The following is a 16,482-nucleotide window of genomic DNA, read 5'->3' on the forward strand; positions in this document are numbered from 1 at the left end:
ATAGCAACACGCTATGAAAAGCTAGCACGCAATTTTAAATCTATGCTTTACCTAGCTTGTACTATTATTCACTGTAAGTTAAATTGAGGACACGCCCTAGTTTATTATCTATAATTGGCGCTCCCTAATTTAGTATTTTTTTATTCAATAGCCTATTGCTAGAGTCAAATGCCAGAGTCAAAACCATGCGATCCCAACTAAAAAAGAAGCTAAAACAACAGCTAAAAAAGATCCCAAAGCCTATAGGCCGCTTATCGGCCAAAGGCTTAGCTGTACCAACAACACAACAAAAAAGCCGCCCGTTAACCGAGGTGGAAATAAAGATGGCACATTCGGTGTTTGGACCAGACTTTGATGTCAGTCAGGTACGTCTAAAGACAGCCTGGTGGGTGCTAAAAAATTATGCGGTCAGTCCCAATGGTAATATTTACTTTAATCCCAAAGATTGGGTAGAGGACTTTAGTAAGCAGTCGCTAGGTAAAAAAAGTTGGTTGATTCATGAGCTCACTCATGTCTGGCAGCTGCAACAAGGTCTAAAAGTGGTGCGTGGGGCAATGATGAATCGCCGCTATGACTATATCTTGCAAGAAGGTAAGCCTTTTTTCACTTATGGTATTGAGCAGCAGGCACGTATGGTGCAAGATTACTTTGTGCGCCGCGAACAGGGCAAGGATTGCGGAGCCTGGCAGGCCTGTATCCCTTTTTTGCAGCAACATCCAAATTATAAAAGCAAGGACAGTAATAATAAGGAATATCAAGCATGATGAACCACAAATCCAAGGCCCCCTTTGCTCCCCAATCTGGCATAACGGCAATGAACGGTCGTAAAAGCTTGCTGGTGATAGCCTTAGGGGCAACCATAGGTTTGGCAGGGTGTCAGCCTACCTCTGAAGAGGTTACTACGGGCAGTACGACCCAAACCTCGCAAGAAAGTACACCAAGTGTGGTGATGAGCGAGTCGGCCAAAGCTCAGATAGCCCGTTTTGAAGAAGAGTACGTGAAGCGTAAGCTTAATCTGCAGCAAAGTCAGCTGGCCGAATATGAAGCCCTACAAGCGGCAGACAGCCCAGAGGACAATAAGGCTTTATTTGAAGCTGCGGAAGCTGCTGATAATTCGACAAATGCAGTTCCAGAGAAAAAGACAGTCGGACAAAAGTTAATTGATCAAAAAAGAAATACTGAAAATACAGAATCAGCTAAAAGCACCCACAACCAAAATACAGTGGGTTCTGAATTAATTGATGCGACAGTGGAGGTAGAAGAAACTGATCCGGAAACTTCAGCTTCTACCGCAGTCAATCAGCAAGCTGGCGAGGCAACAGACACTACTCAAGCCAAAGAAGGAGAGCAGGGCGTGTCGGATGTGGAGATGGGGCAATTGACACTACAAGAGCTGCCGCTGATCAACCTAGCCATGGTGCCACCAGAGGAGCTGACCGCAGTAGAGATTCAAGAGCGCTACAATGTGGCGATGCAGGCGTTGTACTTTGATGATGAGACACCGCTACCGGCTCAAGCCATTGATACCTTATTGAGCGTAGCTATGTTAACGCCGGCCGTGTTTAATAATGCTGAGCTGGCACAGCGACTGGTCCTCAAGAGTCCCTCTTTAGCCCGACTGTTAAAACAATATCAAACGTGGGAGCAGATAGAGCGCCAACAAAGCGCTGAGCTGGAAGCCCTAAAGCAATCACAATCCGCTGAATTTGATGCCCTAGCAAAAGAGTTCAATGAGAAGATTGCCGCTTATGATGAGCAAATCAAAAGCTATGAAGAAAGGTTAAAAAAGTTTAAATAACCCATTTTAAACAGCTGGGTTTAAATGGCTAAGTTGCAAACATTGTTATTGTTATAGCCATTAAAAAAGCGTCCGATATATATCGGACGCTTTTTTTAGTCTTACAAGTAGCTTATAAGCTATAAGGCTTCTTATTTGCGGTCTTCAACTTTTACGAAGTCACGCTTAGCTTCACCAGTGTATAACTGACGTGGACGACCAATCTTGAATGGTGCTGAGTGCATTTCTAACAAGTGGCTGATCCAACCAGAAGTACGCGCTAGAGCGAAGATAACAGTGAACATTGAAGTTGGGATGCCGATCGCTTTTAGGATGATACCTGAGTAGAAGTCAACGTTTGGATATAGGTTACGTTTTACGAAGTACTCGTCTTCTAGAGCGATTTTCTCAAGCTTCATAGCCAGCTCAAGCTTAGGATCGTTGATACCTAAAGCACCTAAAACTTCGTCACAAGTTTCTTTCATAACTTTAGCACGTGGGTCGAAGTTTTTGTAAACGCGGTGACCGAAGCCCATTAGCTTCACTTCTTTGCGTTTTACTTTTTCCATGAACTCGTCAACGTTCTCAACAGTACCGATTTCATCTAGCATCTGTAGTACAGCTTCGTTAGCACCACCGTGTGATGGGCCCCATAGAGCTACGATACCAGCAGCGATACAAGCGTATGGGTTTGCACCCGTAGAAGCGGTTAAACGGACAGTAGAAGTAGAAGCGTTTTGCTCGTGGTCAGCGTGTAGAGTGAAGATCTTGTCCATAGCTCTAACTAGAACTGGATCTACTTTATAATCTTTATCAGCTGGTGTAGCAAACATCATGTATAAGAAGTTTTCTGCGTAACTGAAGTCGTTACGTGGGTACATGAATGGTTCGCCCTTGGTGTACTTGTAGCTCATTGCCGCGATGGTTGGCATTTTTGAGATTAGGCGAATAGCAGTGATTTCACGCTGTTTTTCATCAGTAACGTCTAGGTTGTCATGGTAGAACGCAGATAGAGCGCCCACAACACCTACCATGATGGCCATTGGGTGCGCATCACGACGGAAACCTTCGAAGAATTTACGTAACTGGTCATGAACCCCAGTATGTTCTCTTACTTTTTTGTAGAAGTCTTCTTTTTGTTCAGCGTTTGGTAAATCGCCATGTAGTAGAGCGTAGCAAACTTCTAGATATTCAGCGTTTTCAGCTAATTGATCGATTGGGTAGCCACGGTGCAACAATTCACCTTTGTCACCATCGATGTAAGTGATTTCTGACTCAACAGGAGCCGTTACTTTAAAGCCTGGATCGTAAGTCCAGTAGCCTGCAGTTTGGAAAGCTGAAACGTCAACTACTGACGGACCAAGAGTGCCCTTGATGATTGGTAATTCGTATTCCTGTCCATCTACCTTTAGATATGCAGTTTCGTTAGCCATAAAATCCTCTTAATTATTGGAATAAACAGTAAGTTTGGGTCGATAACATCCACGATAATATAGAAAACAGTTAGGTTTTATCTAAACCAACCTAATTGCTTGCTAAATTAAGCAGGCTATCGGGGTATGACACTAAATACACATTTGCTAGTTACTTTATTCAAAGCACAAGCCTAAAAAGGCGTCTGCCTTAAATAATTTAATTAGCCTAAAAAACCATTAAAAAATATTTTTTAATTTGTTTTTGTTCGGTATAACAGCCCAATAGCTGCCACGTAGCTGAGAGTCAGCTTAGTTAACTTTGGGTCCATTACGTATGCCTATTTCCCTGGCAAGGATGACTGAAAAAGGTCATGATTGCTAGCTTATATCACTCCTTTAAGGTTAAAACCAAAAAGTCATATTAGCAGTGTTAGACCAAATATGGGAAAGGTGTTGGCACATACCGATTATATACTATCAGTAAATATGTAGAATTGAAAAAACATTTATAACGCAAAATCCCCCCTTTAGTCAATCTATGACCCCCAAATTAATGCTTTTTAAGACGCTGTTAATCCATCACTTTTTTAAGGAAGACTAAAGCAGTGCTAATAGCTGCACTATAAAGCTAAGCCTTAAAGTAGAATAGCGGAGCTTTAGAAGTTAAGTAGCTTATAGAAGGTCAGCTATAAGCTCAATCTAGAGTCAACTTGGTAATATTTGGTTACGCTTTAGTAAGAGTTATTGTAATACAGCCAAGTTGACGGTAATGAGATTAGGGCCTGTTACTATATTGTTAAAATAAATAACCGTTATTTAAATTAAAAACGTAGATTGGATTCACAGGTTATCAATCTCTTCACTGAAGCAACCTATAACGCAATTGGGGTATCGGTTTGGAGCAAAACTAAAGCTAGATATCTATCAATAAACAAGTTTTTGGTATAACTCTAAAGGCGAGTAGAGAAGCTCAAAGAGTTATCGAAGATTGACAAAGCCCAGTAACAAGCTTAATTTAGGGTAGTACTTATAAATAAAGTGAATATAAAAGCTAATTTGGTATTTTATTTGTAATTGATAGCAACAAACTCTATAATTACTGCGTTATAGATGCTGGCTTACCATTTATTTAATTGATTGTGAGTGCAAAAAATAGACGTGGATTTATAATTGGTATCCGGGACAAGTCCCATTTAGTATTGTTTACAACAGTATTAATTATAAATTTTCGAGTACATTTTCTTGCAAAAACAATAAGTTAACTAAGTGTTGGTCGCCAACGCCTTACTTTAAAGGCGCAAGCTTTAGCATCGAATCTATATGCTCTAAGTCATTTTTATACTTATTTATTTTATTTATATTTAAGAAATATATTTAGAGTGCTGTAGCTTTACAGTACGGCTAGGTATGAATTTAGCCAGTTAGCAACTCCTTAACTTATCCGTCTCGTGTCCGTTTTAGGCCTTCGAACTGTGGTAATGAATTAAGATTTGACTGCTTGTAAAGTTGGTCTGCCTTGTTATTCCATTACTCTATAAATCGCTGAGCTTTAAAAACGCAACCACGAGTGTCAACCGCAAAAGGACGCCCGCTGTGAAAAGCAACCGACCGATTAATCTGCCACTTAGCCAAGTGATAAGCGTTAACAGTTCACCGACGGCCAGAGCTTCGATTTTACATCGTATCTCAGGAATTATTCTTTTCATCTTAATTCCAGTGATGCTGTGGCTTTTGCAAACTTCTTTATATTCTCCTCACCATTTCGCCGCTGTTTTTGACAACATGGTGCTACGCTTTATTGTGTGGATCTTTGTTGCCGCGACTGCTTACCATTTTGTTATGGGTATCAAACATTTATTTGCCGACATGGGCTTCAATGAAGACCTTCAGTCTGGTAGAACAGCGTCAATTGTGAGCTTTGTTATTGCCGCTATATTGATAGTGCTGTCATTTATATGGGTGATGTTCTAATGAGAAATGATTCTGGAATTAAAAGTGCGACAGGCCTAACTGGCTCAGGTTCGCGCGATTGGATTATGCAGCGTATTAGCGCTGTAGTATTAGCAGTATACGCCGTAGTAATGGTGGCTTTCTTCTTGTTCAATGGCAGTGTTGGCTATGAACAATGGGTTATGTTCATCATGAGCATGCCAATGCGTTTATTAAGCTTATTGGCAATCGTTGCCTTAGCAGTACACGCTTGGGTAGGTATGTGGACGGTATTCACCGACTATATCAAATCTACTGGCTTACGCATCGTGCTACAGGCTGCTATGATTATCGCAATTTTGGTATACCTATTCTGGGGCGTCATGATTTTTTGGGGCCGCGGTATCATGTAATTAACTAAAGTATTCTTTAGTTAATCAATGAACCAAACCAATTTAGATTAAAGCGAGCCTGTCTGGTAATGTGAGGCTATATCGTAACTGAATTTTAACTGAAGTTACCTTATAGCACCCATCGCCAGCTAATATGACGACTAACGTATTCATTAGGAAAACGTAATGGCAACTAGACAAGACAATACAATTAGCAATATTAAAACCCTAAATTACGACTCTGTTATCGTTGGCGGTGGCGGCTCAGGTATGCGTGCAGCTCTGCAATTAGCAGAAGGCGGCATGAAAGTAGCTGTCATTACCAAAGTATTCCCAACCCGTTCGCACACTGTTGCGGCGCAAGGTGGTATTGGGGCAAGCCTAGGTAACATGAGTGAAGATAACTGGCACTTCCACTTCTATGACACCGTAAAAGGGTCAGACTGGTTAGGTGACCAAGACGCTATCGAATTTATGTGCCGTGAAGCACCAAAAGTAGTGTATGAGCTTGAGCACATGGGTATGCCTTTTGATAGAAACCCAGACGGTACTATCTATCAGCGCCCATTCGGTGGTCACACTTCAAACTACGGTGAAAAAGCGGTACAACGTGCTTGTGCTGCAGCTGACCGTACTGGCCACGCGCTACTACATACTCTTTACCAAAAGAACTTAGAAGCGGGTACTGAATTCTTCATTGAGTGGATCGCTCTTGATCTAATCAAAGATGAAAAAGGCGACATCAACGGTGTTATAGCGATTGAACAAGAAACAGGTACAGTAGCTGTATTCCAAGCAACCAACACAGTACTGGCGACTGGTGGTGCGGGTCGTATCTTCGCAGCGTCAACCAACGCTTACATCAACACGGGTGACGGCCTAGGTATGGCAGTACGTGCAGGTATTCCATTACAAGATATGGAATTCTGGCAGTTCCACCCAACGGGCGTATTCGGTGCCGGTGTACTTCTAACGGAAGGGTGCCGTGGTGAAGGTGCTATCTTACGTAACAAAGATGGCGAAGCCTTCATGGAGCGTTATGCCCCAACCGTTAAAGACTTGGCACCTCGTGACCTAGTATCACGTTCAATGGACCAAGAAATTAAAGAAGGCCGCGGCTGTGGTCCAAATGCTGACCATATCGTAATGGACATGACTCACTTAGGTGTGGACACCATTATGAAGCGTCTTCCTTCAGTATTTGAAATTGGTAAAAACTTTGCCAACGTCGATATTACTAAAGAGCCAATCCCAGTTATTCCAACTATTCACTACATGATGGGCGGTATCCCAACCACTATTAACGGTCAGGTTATTGTTCCAAACTTGGAAGGTCCAGTAGACGAAGAAGGTCTATACACTGAAGGTAAACTGGTTAAAGGTTTATACGCCATTGGTGAGTGTGCTTGTGTGAGTGTTCACGGTGCCAACCGTTTAGGTACTAACTCACTACTTGACTTGGTCGTATTCGGCCGTGCTGCAGGTAAGCATATCATTGATAATTTCAGCAGCTCTGATCACAACTATCATCCAATGAACCCACGCGTATTAGACTTCACTATGAGCCGCTTGAACAAGCTGCAAGAGTCTACTGAAGGCTACAATGCTCAAGACGTGGCGGATGAAATCCGTGCAACTATGCAGAAGCACGCCAGTGTATTCCGTACTCAAGCCTTGATGGATGAGGGTGTTGAAAAACTTCTTGCTCTTGAAGAGAAAGTGAACAACATTCACCTTGCTGATAAGTCGCAAGTATTCAACACAGCTCGTATCGAAGCTTTAGAAGTGGCTAACCTTTACGAAGTAGCTAAAGCAACTATGCTTTCAGCTTCTAAGCGTCATGAGTGTCGTGGTGCGCATACCGTACTTGATTATGAGCGTCCAGAAGATGATCCAATCGCACCAAATGGTCGTAACGACAACGAATGGATGAAGCATACGTTATGGTACTCTGAAGGCAATAAGATTATTTATAAGCCTGTTCGTAAAGTACCACTAAGTGTTGATTACGTTGAGCCGAAAGTACGCGTTTACTAAGCTAAGCTTGATTGACGTAACCTATTTGAATTTAATTTTTTGAATTAGTAAAGCTGTGGCACCTGACCCAAGTTGGGAGATTGTAAAGCAGCTTTACGCCGTGTGGAGTTAGCACTATGAGCCGAGGTACTCGCACCATTGAGATATACCGCTACGATCCGGATAAGGACGCAGCCCCTTACATGCAAACATATACGGTTGAGCTTTTAGACTCTGACCGTATGTTGCTTGACGTTTTACTACGTTTGAAAAAACAAGATGAGACCATCACTTTCCGCCGTTCATGCCGTGAAGGTATTTGTGGTTCTGATGGCGTTAACATCAATGGTAAAAACGGCTTAGCATGTTTGGTTAATATGAACACCCTACCAGAGAAAATCACAGTACGTCCTCTACCAGGACTACCTGTGGTACGTGATTTGGTTGTGGACATGAACCAATTCTATGAGCAGTATGAGAAAGTACATCCTTTCTTAATTAACGATCAACCAGCGCCGCCAACAGAGCGTCTACAGTCTCCTGAAGACCGTGAGAAGCTAAACGGCCTGTATGAGTGTATTTTATGTGCTTGCTGTTCAACCAGCTGCCCATCATTCTGGTGGAACCCAGACAAGTTCTTAGGTCCATCTGCACTACTTAACGCTTACCGTTTCGTAGCAGATAACCGTGATACAGACACTCAAGCACGTTTAGCGCGTATGGACGACCCATTCAGCCTATTCCGTTGCCGTGGTATCATGAACTGTGTGGCGGTTTGTCCTAAAGGCTTGAACCCAACACGTGCGATTGGCCACCTACGTAACTTGTTACTAGAACAAGCGGGCTAATCCTTACAATAAGTTGGTTTAGTTAATTTAGACTCTGATAATATTAATTTAAAAAAAGGTATCACTATCGATTAGCAATACTTTACGTGAATACCACAGACCTCTATTTGTTGATAGGGGTCTTTTTTTGTTAAAATTAGCAGTGCACAAATGATGAACATTTAGTTTCTAAATACCTACTATTAAACAAACAAAACCAGAGCTTTTTGGTTACATGTTACCCTTACTCTCAGTGTGCAACTGTATTCTTAGCTCATTTCGAGGTAGAATATGCCTCATCCTGAGATGAGCAAAAGCCATGATAGTAAGCGGGTTTTGAGGGGACTAGGATTCTATTTTGATTGAGGGTAAGTCTGTTTTTTACCGAAGCTGAGTGATTTTAATCCCTTCCAGTGAACACGCTTCATAGGGGGAAGAGCTGAAAACTGGTAATGAATTAAATCGCCCCCATATTCTTTAATAGGCAGGGCACAGCTCTAAGTAAGGTTAGCGAATAAGATTAAACCGTTAAGCAGATTGCTTATTGAAGTCTTGAAGTAGCTACGGCACCAGTCTAGGGCTCAACTCTTATTTATGGGCTATCGACATCAGCCTATAAACCTTTTGTGCTACTAAACTTTGAATGCCACGAATTATTGATTAATCAAACTGGCTACAGACTTTAACAAGATTAATGACTTTAATTGATAAAATAAGTTACCTACAAAAATAGCTTGATCTAAATGCGTTTTATTTTAATTAAACCTTAATGTAAATAAGAAAAGACTATGAATACTATGACTAATGAAGATGCTTTAAAAGCAGCAGGTGCGACAGAACTTGCAGGCGACAACGCAACTTATATCGAGTCGCTATACGAGTTATATCTACAAGACCCAGACAGCGTAGATGCTGATTGGCAAGCTTACTTCAAAAACTACCAGAGTGAGAATGATGCCTTGCATCACGCCATTCAGGATCAGTTTTTGCTGTTAGCCCGTAACCAAACCGCCAATAAAGGCGTGGTGGTACAGGCTGGCGGTGGTACGTCAGATGCTAACTGCATGGACCCTCGTCAGATGGGCGTACAGAAATTAATTTCTGCCTACCGTCGTCGTGGTCACCGCCGTGCTCAGCTAGACCCATTACAGCTAACGCCGCGTGCTCCAGTAGAAGACTTAACTTTAGAATATCATGGTCTGTCTGAAGCAGACTTAGACACAGTTTTCCCAACCAGTGACTTTAACATTGGTAAGCCAGAAGCGACCCTTCGTGAAATCATCGAAGCCGCTGAGCGTATCTACTGTGGTCACATTGGCCTTGAGTACATGCATGTAACGACCAGCACTGAGAAGCGTTGGTTCGAAAACTACATGGAAACTAACCTAGGTCACATCAAATTTGATGCTGAAAAGAAAAAAGAGATTCTTGAGCGTCTAACCGCTGCTGAAGGTCTAGAAAAATACTTAGCGCGTAAATATACCGGTGTTAAGCGTTTTGGTCTTGAAGGTGGTGAGAGCTTCATTCCAGCTGTACACGAAATCATTCAGCGTGCAGGTGGCTACGGTACCAAAGAAATGGTTATCGGTATGGCTCACCGTGGTCGTCTAAACTTATTAGTGAACATTTTAGGTAAAAACCCAGCGGACTTATTTGATGAGTTCGATGGTAAAGTTATGCCTGAAAAAGGTTCTGGTGACGTGAAATACCACAATGGTTATTCATCAAACGTGATGACCCCAGGTGGCGAGGCTCACTTAGCCCTAGCGTTTAACCCATCGCATCTTGAGATTGTTTCTCCTGTACTTGAAGGCTCAGTACGTGCGCGTCAAGTTCGCCGTAACGATACCGATGGTAACTTAGTATTACCACTAGTAGTACATGGTGATGCTGCCATAGCTGCACAGGGTGTGGTTCAAGAAACCTTCCAGATGTCACAGACTCGTGCTTACACCACAGGCGGTACCGTTCACATGGTTATTAACAACCAAGTGGGCTTTACGACTAGCCGTCAAGAAGATGCGCGTTCTACTGAATACTGTACTGATATCGCCAAGATGGTTCATGCGCCAATCATTCACGTTAACGGCGACGATCCTGAAGCGGTTGTTTTTGCGGCACAAATGGCGCTAGATTATCGTCATGAGTTCCACAAAGACATCGTAATTGACTTATTCTGCTACCGTCGTAACGGTCACAACGAAGCGGACGAGCCATCAGCAACTCAGCCTTTAATGTATGCCATCATTAAAAAGCTACCAACCACTCGCACTCAGTATGCTCAAAGACTACTGTCTGAAGGCGTAATCTCTGAAGGCGATGACAAAAAGCTTGAAGATGAATACCGCGAAGCACTAGACAAAGGCGAATATGTAGCCAACTCATTAGTACAACAGCCAAACGAAACTCTATATGTAGACTGGAGCCCATACCTAGGTCACGACCTAGAAGATGACTGGGATACCAGTGTGGACATCGAGAAGCTAAAAGAATACGGCCGTCGTATGGCTGAAATGCCAGAAGGCTTTAAGCTTCAGCGTCAGGTTCAAAGAATGGTTGAGCAGCGCTTAGCGATGCAAACCGGTGAAGAGCCTCTAAACTGGGGTGCGGCTGAAACATTAGCTTATGCCTCACTAGTAGATGAAGGCGTTCTAGTTCGTATTACTGGTGAAGACGTGGGCCGTGGTACATTCTCACATCGTCACTCAGAAATCTTTAACGTTGAAGATGGCGAGATGTATGTGCCATTAGCACACTTGAACGATACCCAAGCTCGTTTCGCCACTTACAACTCATTGTTGTCAGAAGAAGCAGTATTGGCATTTGAATACGGTTACGCAACCACTGTTCCTAATGCATTAATCATTTGGGAAGCTCAGTTTGGTGACTTCGTAAACGGTGCTCAAGTAGTTATCGACCAATTCATCTCAAGTGGTGAAACTAAGTGGCAGCGTGTGTGTGGTCTAACTATGCTGTTACCACACGGCTTTGAAGGTCAAGGTCCTGAACACTCATCAGCCCGTTTAGAGCGTTTCTTACAGCTATGTGCTGAAGACAACATGCAAGTGATTACACCGACCACACCTGCACAGATCTTCCACTCGTTACGTCGTCAGGCAGTACGCCCAATTCGTAAGCCATTAGTAGTCATGTCTCCGAAGAGCTTGCTACGTCATAAGCTTGCGACATCAGAGCTAGAAGAGCTGGCCAACGGTAAATTTGAAACCGTACTACCAGAGATCGACAAGCTAGATAACGACAAAGTAACTCGTCTAGTAATGTGTGGTGGTAAGGTTTACTACGATCTGCTTGAGCAGCGTCGTGAACTAGATCTAGATCATGTGGCCATCGTTCGTATTGAGCAGTTATACCCACTGCCAGAAGAAAGAATGGTAGAAGAAGTGCAGAAATATGCCAACCTTGAAGAGATTGTATGGTGTCAAGAAGAGCCATTAAACCAAGGCGCTTGGTACTATCTAGCACCGCACATGTTCCGTATCTTTGGCCCACAAGGCGATCAGCCACGTGTTACTAAAGCACACATCGTTGATCCAGTTGCCCGTCCTGCTTCTGCAGCACCTGCAACAGGTCTACCTGCCATCCACGTTCGTCAGCAAAGAGAATTGGTTGCTGGTGGTCTAGGTGTCGATGTAGATCAACTGAAATAAGGCATAACTGGTCTAAGCGGCATATCAGTCGCTTAGACTTTCAGTATTTGTCCAAACTGATTTTATTGAGTTTTCTTATCCTAATTGGCTTTTAAACACTTAACCAACTTTTAACAATAGACAACCCTAATTCATAGCTAAAGACTGTAAAGTTAACCCTGAGGTTGTTTGTTGTGTGAAATAAAATAAGTCATTAATCATTTCATATTTATAACAGGAGCAGTTCCCATGGCAGAAATTAAAGCGCCCGTATTCCCAGAGTCAGTAGCTGACGGTACTATCGTTGAATGGCACGTAAGCGAAGGCGAACAAGTAAACCGTGATGACATCTTAGCTGAAATCGAAACCGATAAAGTGGTTTTAGAAGTAGTGGCTCCAGATGATGGTGTGGTTACTAAAATTGTTAAGCAAGTAGATGACATCGTACTTTCTGACGAGCTAATCGCTGAGTTTGAAGCTGGTGCTACTGGCACAACTGGTGGTGGTGATGATGCTGCTGAAGAAAGCAAAGCAGAAGAAAAAACTGAAGAGAAAGCAGAAGCTAAGCCTGCAGCAAGCGCAGCTGATGAAGCAGATCACAAAGACCAAAGCCCAGCGGTTCGTAAAGCAGCTAAAGAGTCTGGTGTAGATCCTAAGAATGTTGAAGGTTCAGGCCGTGGTGGTCGTGTTACAAAGCAAGACATGGCTAACCCAACGCTTAAAGCAGACAGCTCTATCAAATCTGACAGCGGCCGTCCTGTAGCTGAATCAGTAGGCGAGCGTACAGAGAAGCGTGTTCCAATGACACGTCTACGTAAGACTGTTGCTAACCGTCTATTAGCGGCTACTCAAGAAACTGCTATGTTAACCACGTTCAACGAAGTTAACATGAAGCCACTAATGGATCTTCGTGCGAAGTACAAAGATCAGTTCGAAAAACGCCATGGCACACGTCTAGGCTTTATGTCACTGTTCGTTAAAGCAGCTACTGAAGCTCTAAAACGCTTCCCAGCAGTTAACGCTTCAATCGATGGTGATGACATCGTATATCACGGTTACTATGACGTAGGTGTTGCAGTATCTTCAGACCGTGGTCTAGTAGTACCTGTACTACGTGACACAGACCGTATGAGCATGGCTGATGTTGAAGCGGGTATCCGTGAATTCGCTGGTAAAGCTCGTGATGGTAAGTTATCACTACAAGAAATGACTGGTGGTACTTTCACTATTACTAACGGTGGTGTATTTGGTTCATTAATGTCTACTCCTATCTTGAACCCACCACAAACTGCTATCTTAGGTATGCACGCTATCAACGATCGTCCTATGGCAGTTAATGGTCAAGTTGAAATCTTACCAATGATGTACCTAGCACTGTCTTATGACCACCGTATGATTGATGGTAAAGACGCGGTACAGTTCTTAGTAACTATCAAAGAGCTGATCGAAGATCCAGCAAGACTATTACTTGACCTATAAGGTCAACGGGCTTGTATCGGAATAATTCCGGTACAAGCTTTTTCGTTATGGATTGATTGATTATTAAGTTATTTAGCACATACTTTTTCAAACACAGGTAAGCCTTGTGGCAAACCCAGTGCTGATTAACTCAATAAGAATGAATGAATAGGTCATTTCATAATTCAAACTATAAATAAAAGAGCTTGTAAAATTCTTTGATTAAAAGACGGAATATACTATGAAAGACAATTATGATTTAGTCGTTATTGGCGGTGGTCCAGGTGGTTATGAAGCCGCTATTCGTGCCGGTCAATTGGGTATGAGCGTTGCTTGTATCGAAAAACGCGTTTATAAAGGTGAGCCTGCATTGGGCGGTACTTGCTTAAACGTAGGTTGTATCCCATCAAAAGCGTTACTTGATTCATCACACCGTTATGAAGCCACTAAGCATGATCTAGAAGAGCATGGCATCACGACTGGTGACGTTGAAATCGACGTTGCTAAAATGATCGAGCGCAAAGAAGGTATCGTTAAGCAGTTAACTGGCGGTGTTGCTATGCTTCTTAAAGGCAACGGCGTTGACTGGTTACAAGGCTGGGGTACTTTAGTTGATGGTAAAGGCGACGAGAAAAAAGTTAAATTTACTGCTTTAGAAGATGAGTCAGAAACCGTTATCACTGCTAAAAACGTTATCTTAGCAGCCGGTTCTGTGCCTATCGATATTCCTGTTGCTCCAGTTAATAACGAAGAAGGTATTATTGTTGATTCAACAGGCGCTCTAGATTTCACTGAAACTCCTAAGCGTTTAGGCGTAATTGGTGCTGGTGTTATCGGTCTTGAGCTAGGTTCAGTATGGCGTCGTCTAGGTGCTGAAGTAGTGGTATATGAAGCCCTACCTGAGTTCTTGGCAGCTGCTGACAAAGACATCTCTAAAGAAGCGGGCAAACTGCTTAAGAAACAAGGTCTAGATATCCGCGTTGATACCAAAGTAACCAACGCTGAAGTTAAAGATGGCCAAGTTGTTGTGACCAGCGAAAAAGGTGGCGAGTCTTCTGAAGAGACCTTTGACAAGCTAATCGTTTGTGTGGGTCGCCGTGCTTACTCTGAAAAACTTCTAGGTGAAGATTCAGGTATCACTCTAACTGACCGTGGTTTGGTTGAAGTAGATGATCAGTGTAAGACTAACCTAGATGGCGTATACGCTATCGGTGACTTGGTACGTGGTCCAATGCTTGCTCACAAAGCAATGGAAGAGGGCATGATGGCCGTTGAGCGTATCCATGGTGAAAAAGCGCAAGTTAACTATGACACCATCATCAACGTTATCTATACTCACCCAGAAATCGCATGGGTTGGTTTAACTGAGCAAGCGGCGAAAGAGCAAGGCTATGACGTTAAGACCGGGTCATTTAACCTAGCTGCTAACGGCCGTGCTTTAGCACAAAGCGAAGGTCAAGGTTCAATCAAAGTAGTTGCTGATGCCAAAACTGACCGTTTATTAGGTATGCACGCTATCTGTGCAGGCGCAGGCGATATCGTTCACCAAGGTATGATTGCTATGGAATTCGTTTCAAGCATTGAAGACCTACAGTTAATGACATTTGCTCACCCAACGATCAGTGAAGCTGTCCATGAAGCAGCTCTTTCAGCTGATGGTCGTGCTATCCACGCAATCCAACGTAAAAAGCGTAAATAAGAAACAGTTATAGACTTAGTGAAGTGCTAATCAGTATTGATATAAAAGTCTGTTACTAATTAAGTTGCTGACACTAGAAAGATTTAGGCATCTGGTGTCAGCTTTACCTGTTAAATAAAAAACTAAAGGATAACTTTATGAATTTACATGAGTATCAAGCAAAACTATTGCTAGAGAGCTACGGCTTACCAATCCAGAAAGGTATCATTGCATACTCTGGTGACGAAGCTGCAGAAGCTTTTGACAAAACGCCAACTGACGTTGCTGTAATTAAAGCACAGGTTCACGCTGGTGGCCGTGGTAAAGCAGGTGGTGTTAAGCTTGCTAAAACTCGTGAAGAAGCCAAAGAAATTGCTGATAGCCTAATTGGTACTAACTTAGTTACTTATCAAACAGACGCTGAAGGTCAGCCAGTAAACTTCGTACTAGTTGCAGAAGACATGTACCCAGTACAAACTGAGCTATACCTAGGTGCGGTAGTTGACCGCGCTACTCGTCGTGTAACTTTCATGGCTTCAACTGAAGGTGGTGTGGAAATTGAGAAAGTAGCAGAAGAAACTCCAGAGAAAATCTTCAGCATCACTGTAGATCCTTTAGTAGGTTTATTGCCTTTCCAAGCTCGTGAAGTAGGCTTCAAACTAGGTCTTGAAGGCAAGCAAATCAACCAGTTCGTTAAACTAATGACTGGCGCATACAAAGCATTCATCGAAAACGATTTCGATATGATTGAAATCAACCCACTAGCGGTTCGTGAAAACGGCGAATTGGCTTGTGTTGATGGCAAAATCGGTGTGGATTCAAACGCTTTATTCCGTCAGCCAAAAATCGCTGAATTGCATGACCCATCACAAGAAAACGAGCGTGAGCTTAAAGCTGCTGAATTTGACCTAAACTATGTTGCTCTAGAAGGTAACATCGGTTGTATGGTTAACGGTGCCGGCCTTGCTATGGCAACAATGGACATCATCAAACTATACGGCGGTAAGCCAGCTAACTTCCTAGACGTTGGTGGTGGTGCTACTAAAGATCGCGTTGTAGAAGCGTTCAAAATCATCTTAGAAGATGACAGCGTACAAGGCGTTCTAATCAACATCTTCGGTGGTATCGTACGTTGTGACATGATTGCTGAAGCAATTATTGCAGCGGTTAAAGAAGTGAATGTAACTGTACCTGTAGTGGTTCGCTTAGAAGGTAACAATGCTGAGTTAGGTGCTAAGCTATTGGATGAATCTGACGTTGAAATCATTTCAGCTCAAGGCTTATCAGACGCTGCGCAAAAAATTGTTGATGCTGTAAAAACTGCATAATCCCAAATAAGTGAC

The 16,482-nt window shown here is 42.9% G+C and carries 11 protein-coding genes and 1 pseudogene; 11 read left to right on the forward strand and 1 reads right to left on the reverse strand.

The window, feature by feature from the left end:
• The 3 genes and pseudogenes from A1232T_RS13765 to A1232T_RS01760 form a co-directional block, all read left to right on the forward strand.
• Positions 1-87 (forward strand): annotated as a pseudogene (locus A1232T_RS13765) (IS5/IS1182 family transposase); the annotation flags it as partial.
• Positions 88-185: 98 nt separating this feature from the next.
• Positions 186-764 carry a hypothetical protein gene (locus A1232T_RS01755; protein WP_077447760.1) on the forward strand — a complete coding sequence of 193 codons (579 nt, stop codon included), beginning with the start codon at positions 186-188 and terminating at the stop codon, positions 762-764.
• On the forward strand, positions 761-1,798 hold the full coding sequence (locus A1232T_RS01760) for a hypothetical protein (RefSeq protein WP_077447761.1): 1,038 nt from the start codon (positions 761-763) through the stop codon (positions 1,796-1,798). The genes A1232T_RS01755 and A1232T_RS01760 overlap by 4 nt, the downstream gene beginning before the upstream one ends.
• Before the next feature lie 131 nt (positions 1,799-1,929).
• Here A1232T_RS01760 and gltA read toward each other — a convergent pair whose 3' ends face one another.
• Positions 1,930-3,210: a citrate synthase gene (gltA, locus tag A1232T_RS01765; protein ID WP_077447762.1), complete on the reverse strand. Its 1,281-nt coding sequence runs from the start codon at positions 3,208-3,210 to the stop codon at positions 1,930-1,932.
• 1,575 nt (positions 3,211-4,785) lie between these two features.
• Here gltA and sdhC point away from each other — a divergent pair.
• From sdhC to sucC, 8 genes are all read left to right on the forward strand, one after another.
• Positions 4,786-5,163, forward strand: coding sequence for a succinate dehydrogenase, cytochrome b556 subunit (gene sdhC / locus A1232T_RS01770; RefSeq protein WP_077447763.1), 378 nt, complete (start codon positions 4,786-4,788; stop codon positions 5,161-5,163).
• Between the two features lie 17 nt (positions 5,164-5,180).
• Entirely contained in the window at positions 5,181-5,534 is a 354-nt protein-coding gene (sdhD, locus tag A1232T_RS01775) for a succinate dehydrogenase, hydrophobic membrane anchor protein (RefSeq protein ID WP_208606897.1), read from the forward strand.
• 165 nt (positions 5,535-5,699) lie between these two features.
• Positions 5,700-7,550, forward strand: coding sequence for a succinate dehydrogenase flavoprotein subunit (gene sdhA / locus A1232T_RS01780; RefSeq protein WP_077447765.1), 1,851 nt, complete (start codon positions 5,700-5,702; stop codon positions 7,548-7,550).
• 116 nt (positions 7,551-7,666) lie between these two features.
• Entirely contained in the window at positions 7,667-8,377 is a 711-nt protein-coding gene (locus A1232T_RS01785) for a succinate dehydrogenase iron-sulfur subunit (RefSeq protein WP_077447766.1), read from the forward strand.
• Between the two features lie 776 nt (positions 8,378-9,153).
• Positions 9,154-12,024: a 2-oxoglutarate dehydrogenase E1 component gene (locus tag A1232T_RS01790; RefSeq protein WP_425272052.1), complete on the forward strand. Its 2,871-nt coding sequence runs from the start codon at positions 9,154-9,156 to the stop codon at positions 12,022-12,024.
• Positions 12,025-12,252: 228 nt separating this feature from the next.
• Complete coding sequence (gene odhB, locus A1232T_RS01795; RefSeq protein WP_077447768.1) at positions 12,253-13,482, forward strand: 2-oxoglutarate dehydrogenase complex dihydrolipoyllysine-residue succinyltransferase; 1,230 nt, start codon at positions 12,253-12,255, stop codon at positions 13,480-13,482.
• Positions 13,483-13,702: 220 nt separating this feature from the next.
• Positions 13,703-15,160: a dihydrolipoyl dehydrogenase gene (gene lpdA, locus A1232T_RS01800; RefSeq protein WP_077447769.1), complete on the forward strand. Its 1,458-nt coding sequence runs from the start codon at positions 13,703-13,705 to the stop codon at positions 15,158-15,160.
• Positions 15,161-15,297: 137 nt separating this feature from the next.
• On the forward strand, positions 15,298-16,467 hold the full coding sequence (sucC, locus tag A1232T_RS01805; RefSeq protein WP_077447770.1) for an ADP-forming succinate--CoA ligase subunit beta: 1,170 nt from the start codon (positions 15,298-15,300) through the stop codon (positions 16,465-16,467).
• Positions 16,468-16,482: the final 15 nt, after the last annotated feature.

This window comes from Psychrobacter pasteurii (genome assembly GCF_900162815.1).
Classification (GTDB): Bacteria; Pseudomonadota; Gammaproteobacteria; order Pseudomonadales; family Moraxellaceae; genus Psychrobacter; species Psychrobacter pasteurii.

Excerpts from the sequence above, each read along its gene's own strand:
- A1232T_RS01760 (WP_077447761.1), top strand. The coding sequence starts at position 761 with ATGATGAACCACAAATCCAAGGCCCCCTTTGCTCCCCAATCTGGCATA.
- odhB (WP_077447768.1), top strand. The coding sequence starts at position 12,253 with ATGGCAGAAATTAAAGCGCCCGTATTCCCAGAGTCAGTAGCTGACGGT.
- A1232T_RS01785 (WP_077447766.1), top strand. The coding sequence starts at position 7,667 with ATGAGCCGAGGTACTCGCACCATTGAGATATACCGCTACGATCCGGAT.
- gltA (WP_077447762.1), bottom strand. The coding sequence starts at position 3,210 with ATGGCTAACGAAACTGCATATCTAAAGGTAGATGGACAGGAATACGAA.
- sucC (WP_077447770.1), top strand. The coding sequence starts at position 15,298 with ATGAATTTACATGAGTATCAAGCAAAACTATTGCTAGAGAGCTACGGC.
- lpdA (WP_077447769.1), top strand. The coding sequence starts at position 13,703 with ATGAAAGACAATTATGATTTAGTCGTTATTGGCGGTGGTCCAGGTGGT.
- A1232T_RS01790 (WP_425272052.1), top strand. The coding sequence starts at position 9,154 with ATGACTAATGAAGATGCTTTAAAAGCAGCAGGTGCGACAGAACTTGCA.
- sdhA (WP_077447765.1), top strand. The coding sequence starts at position 5,700 with ATGGCAACTAGACAAGACAATACAATTAGCAATATTAAAACCCTAAAT.
- A1232T_RS01755 (WP_077447760.1), top strand. The coding sequence starts at position 186 with ATGCGATCCCAACTAAAAAAGAAGCTAAAACAACAGCTAAAAAAGATC.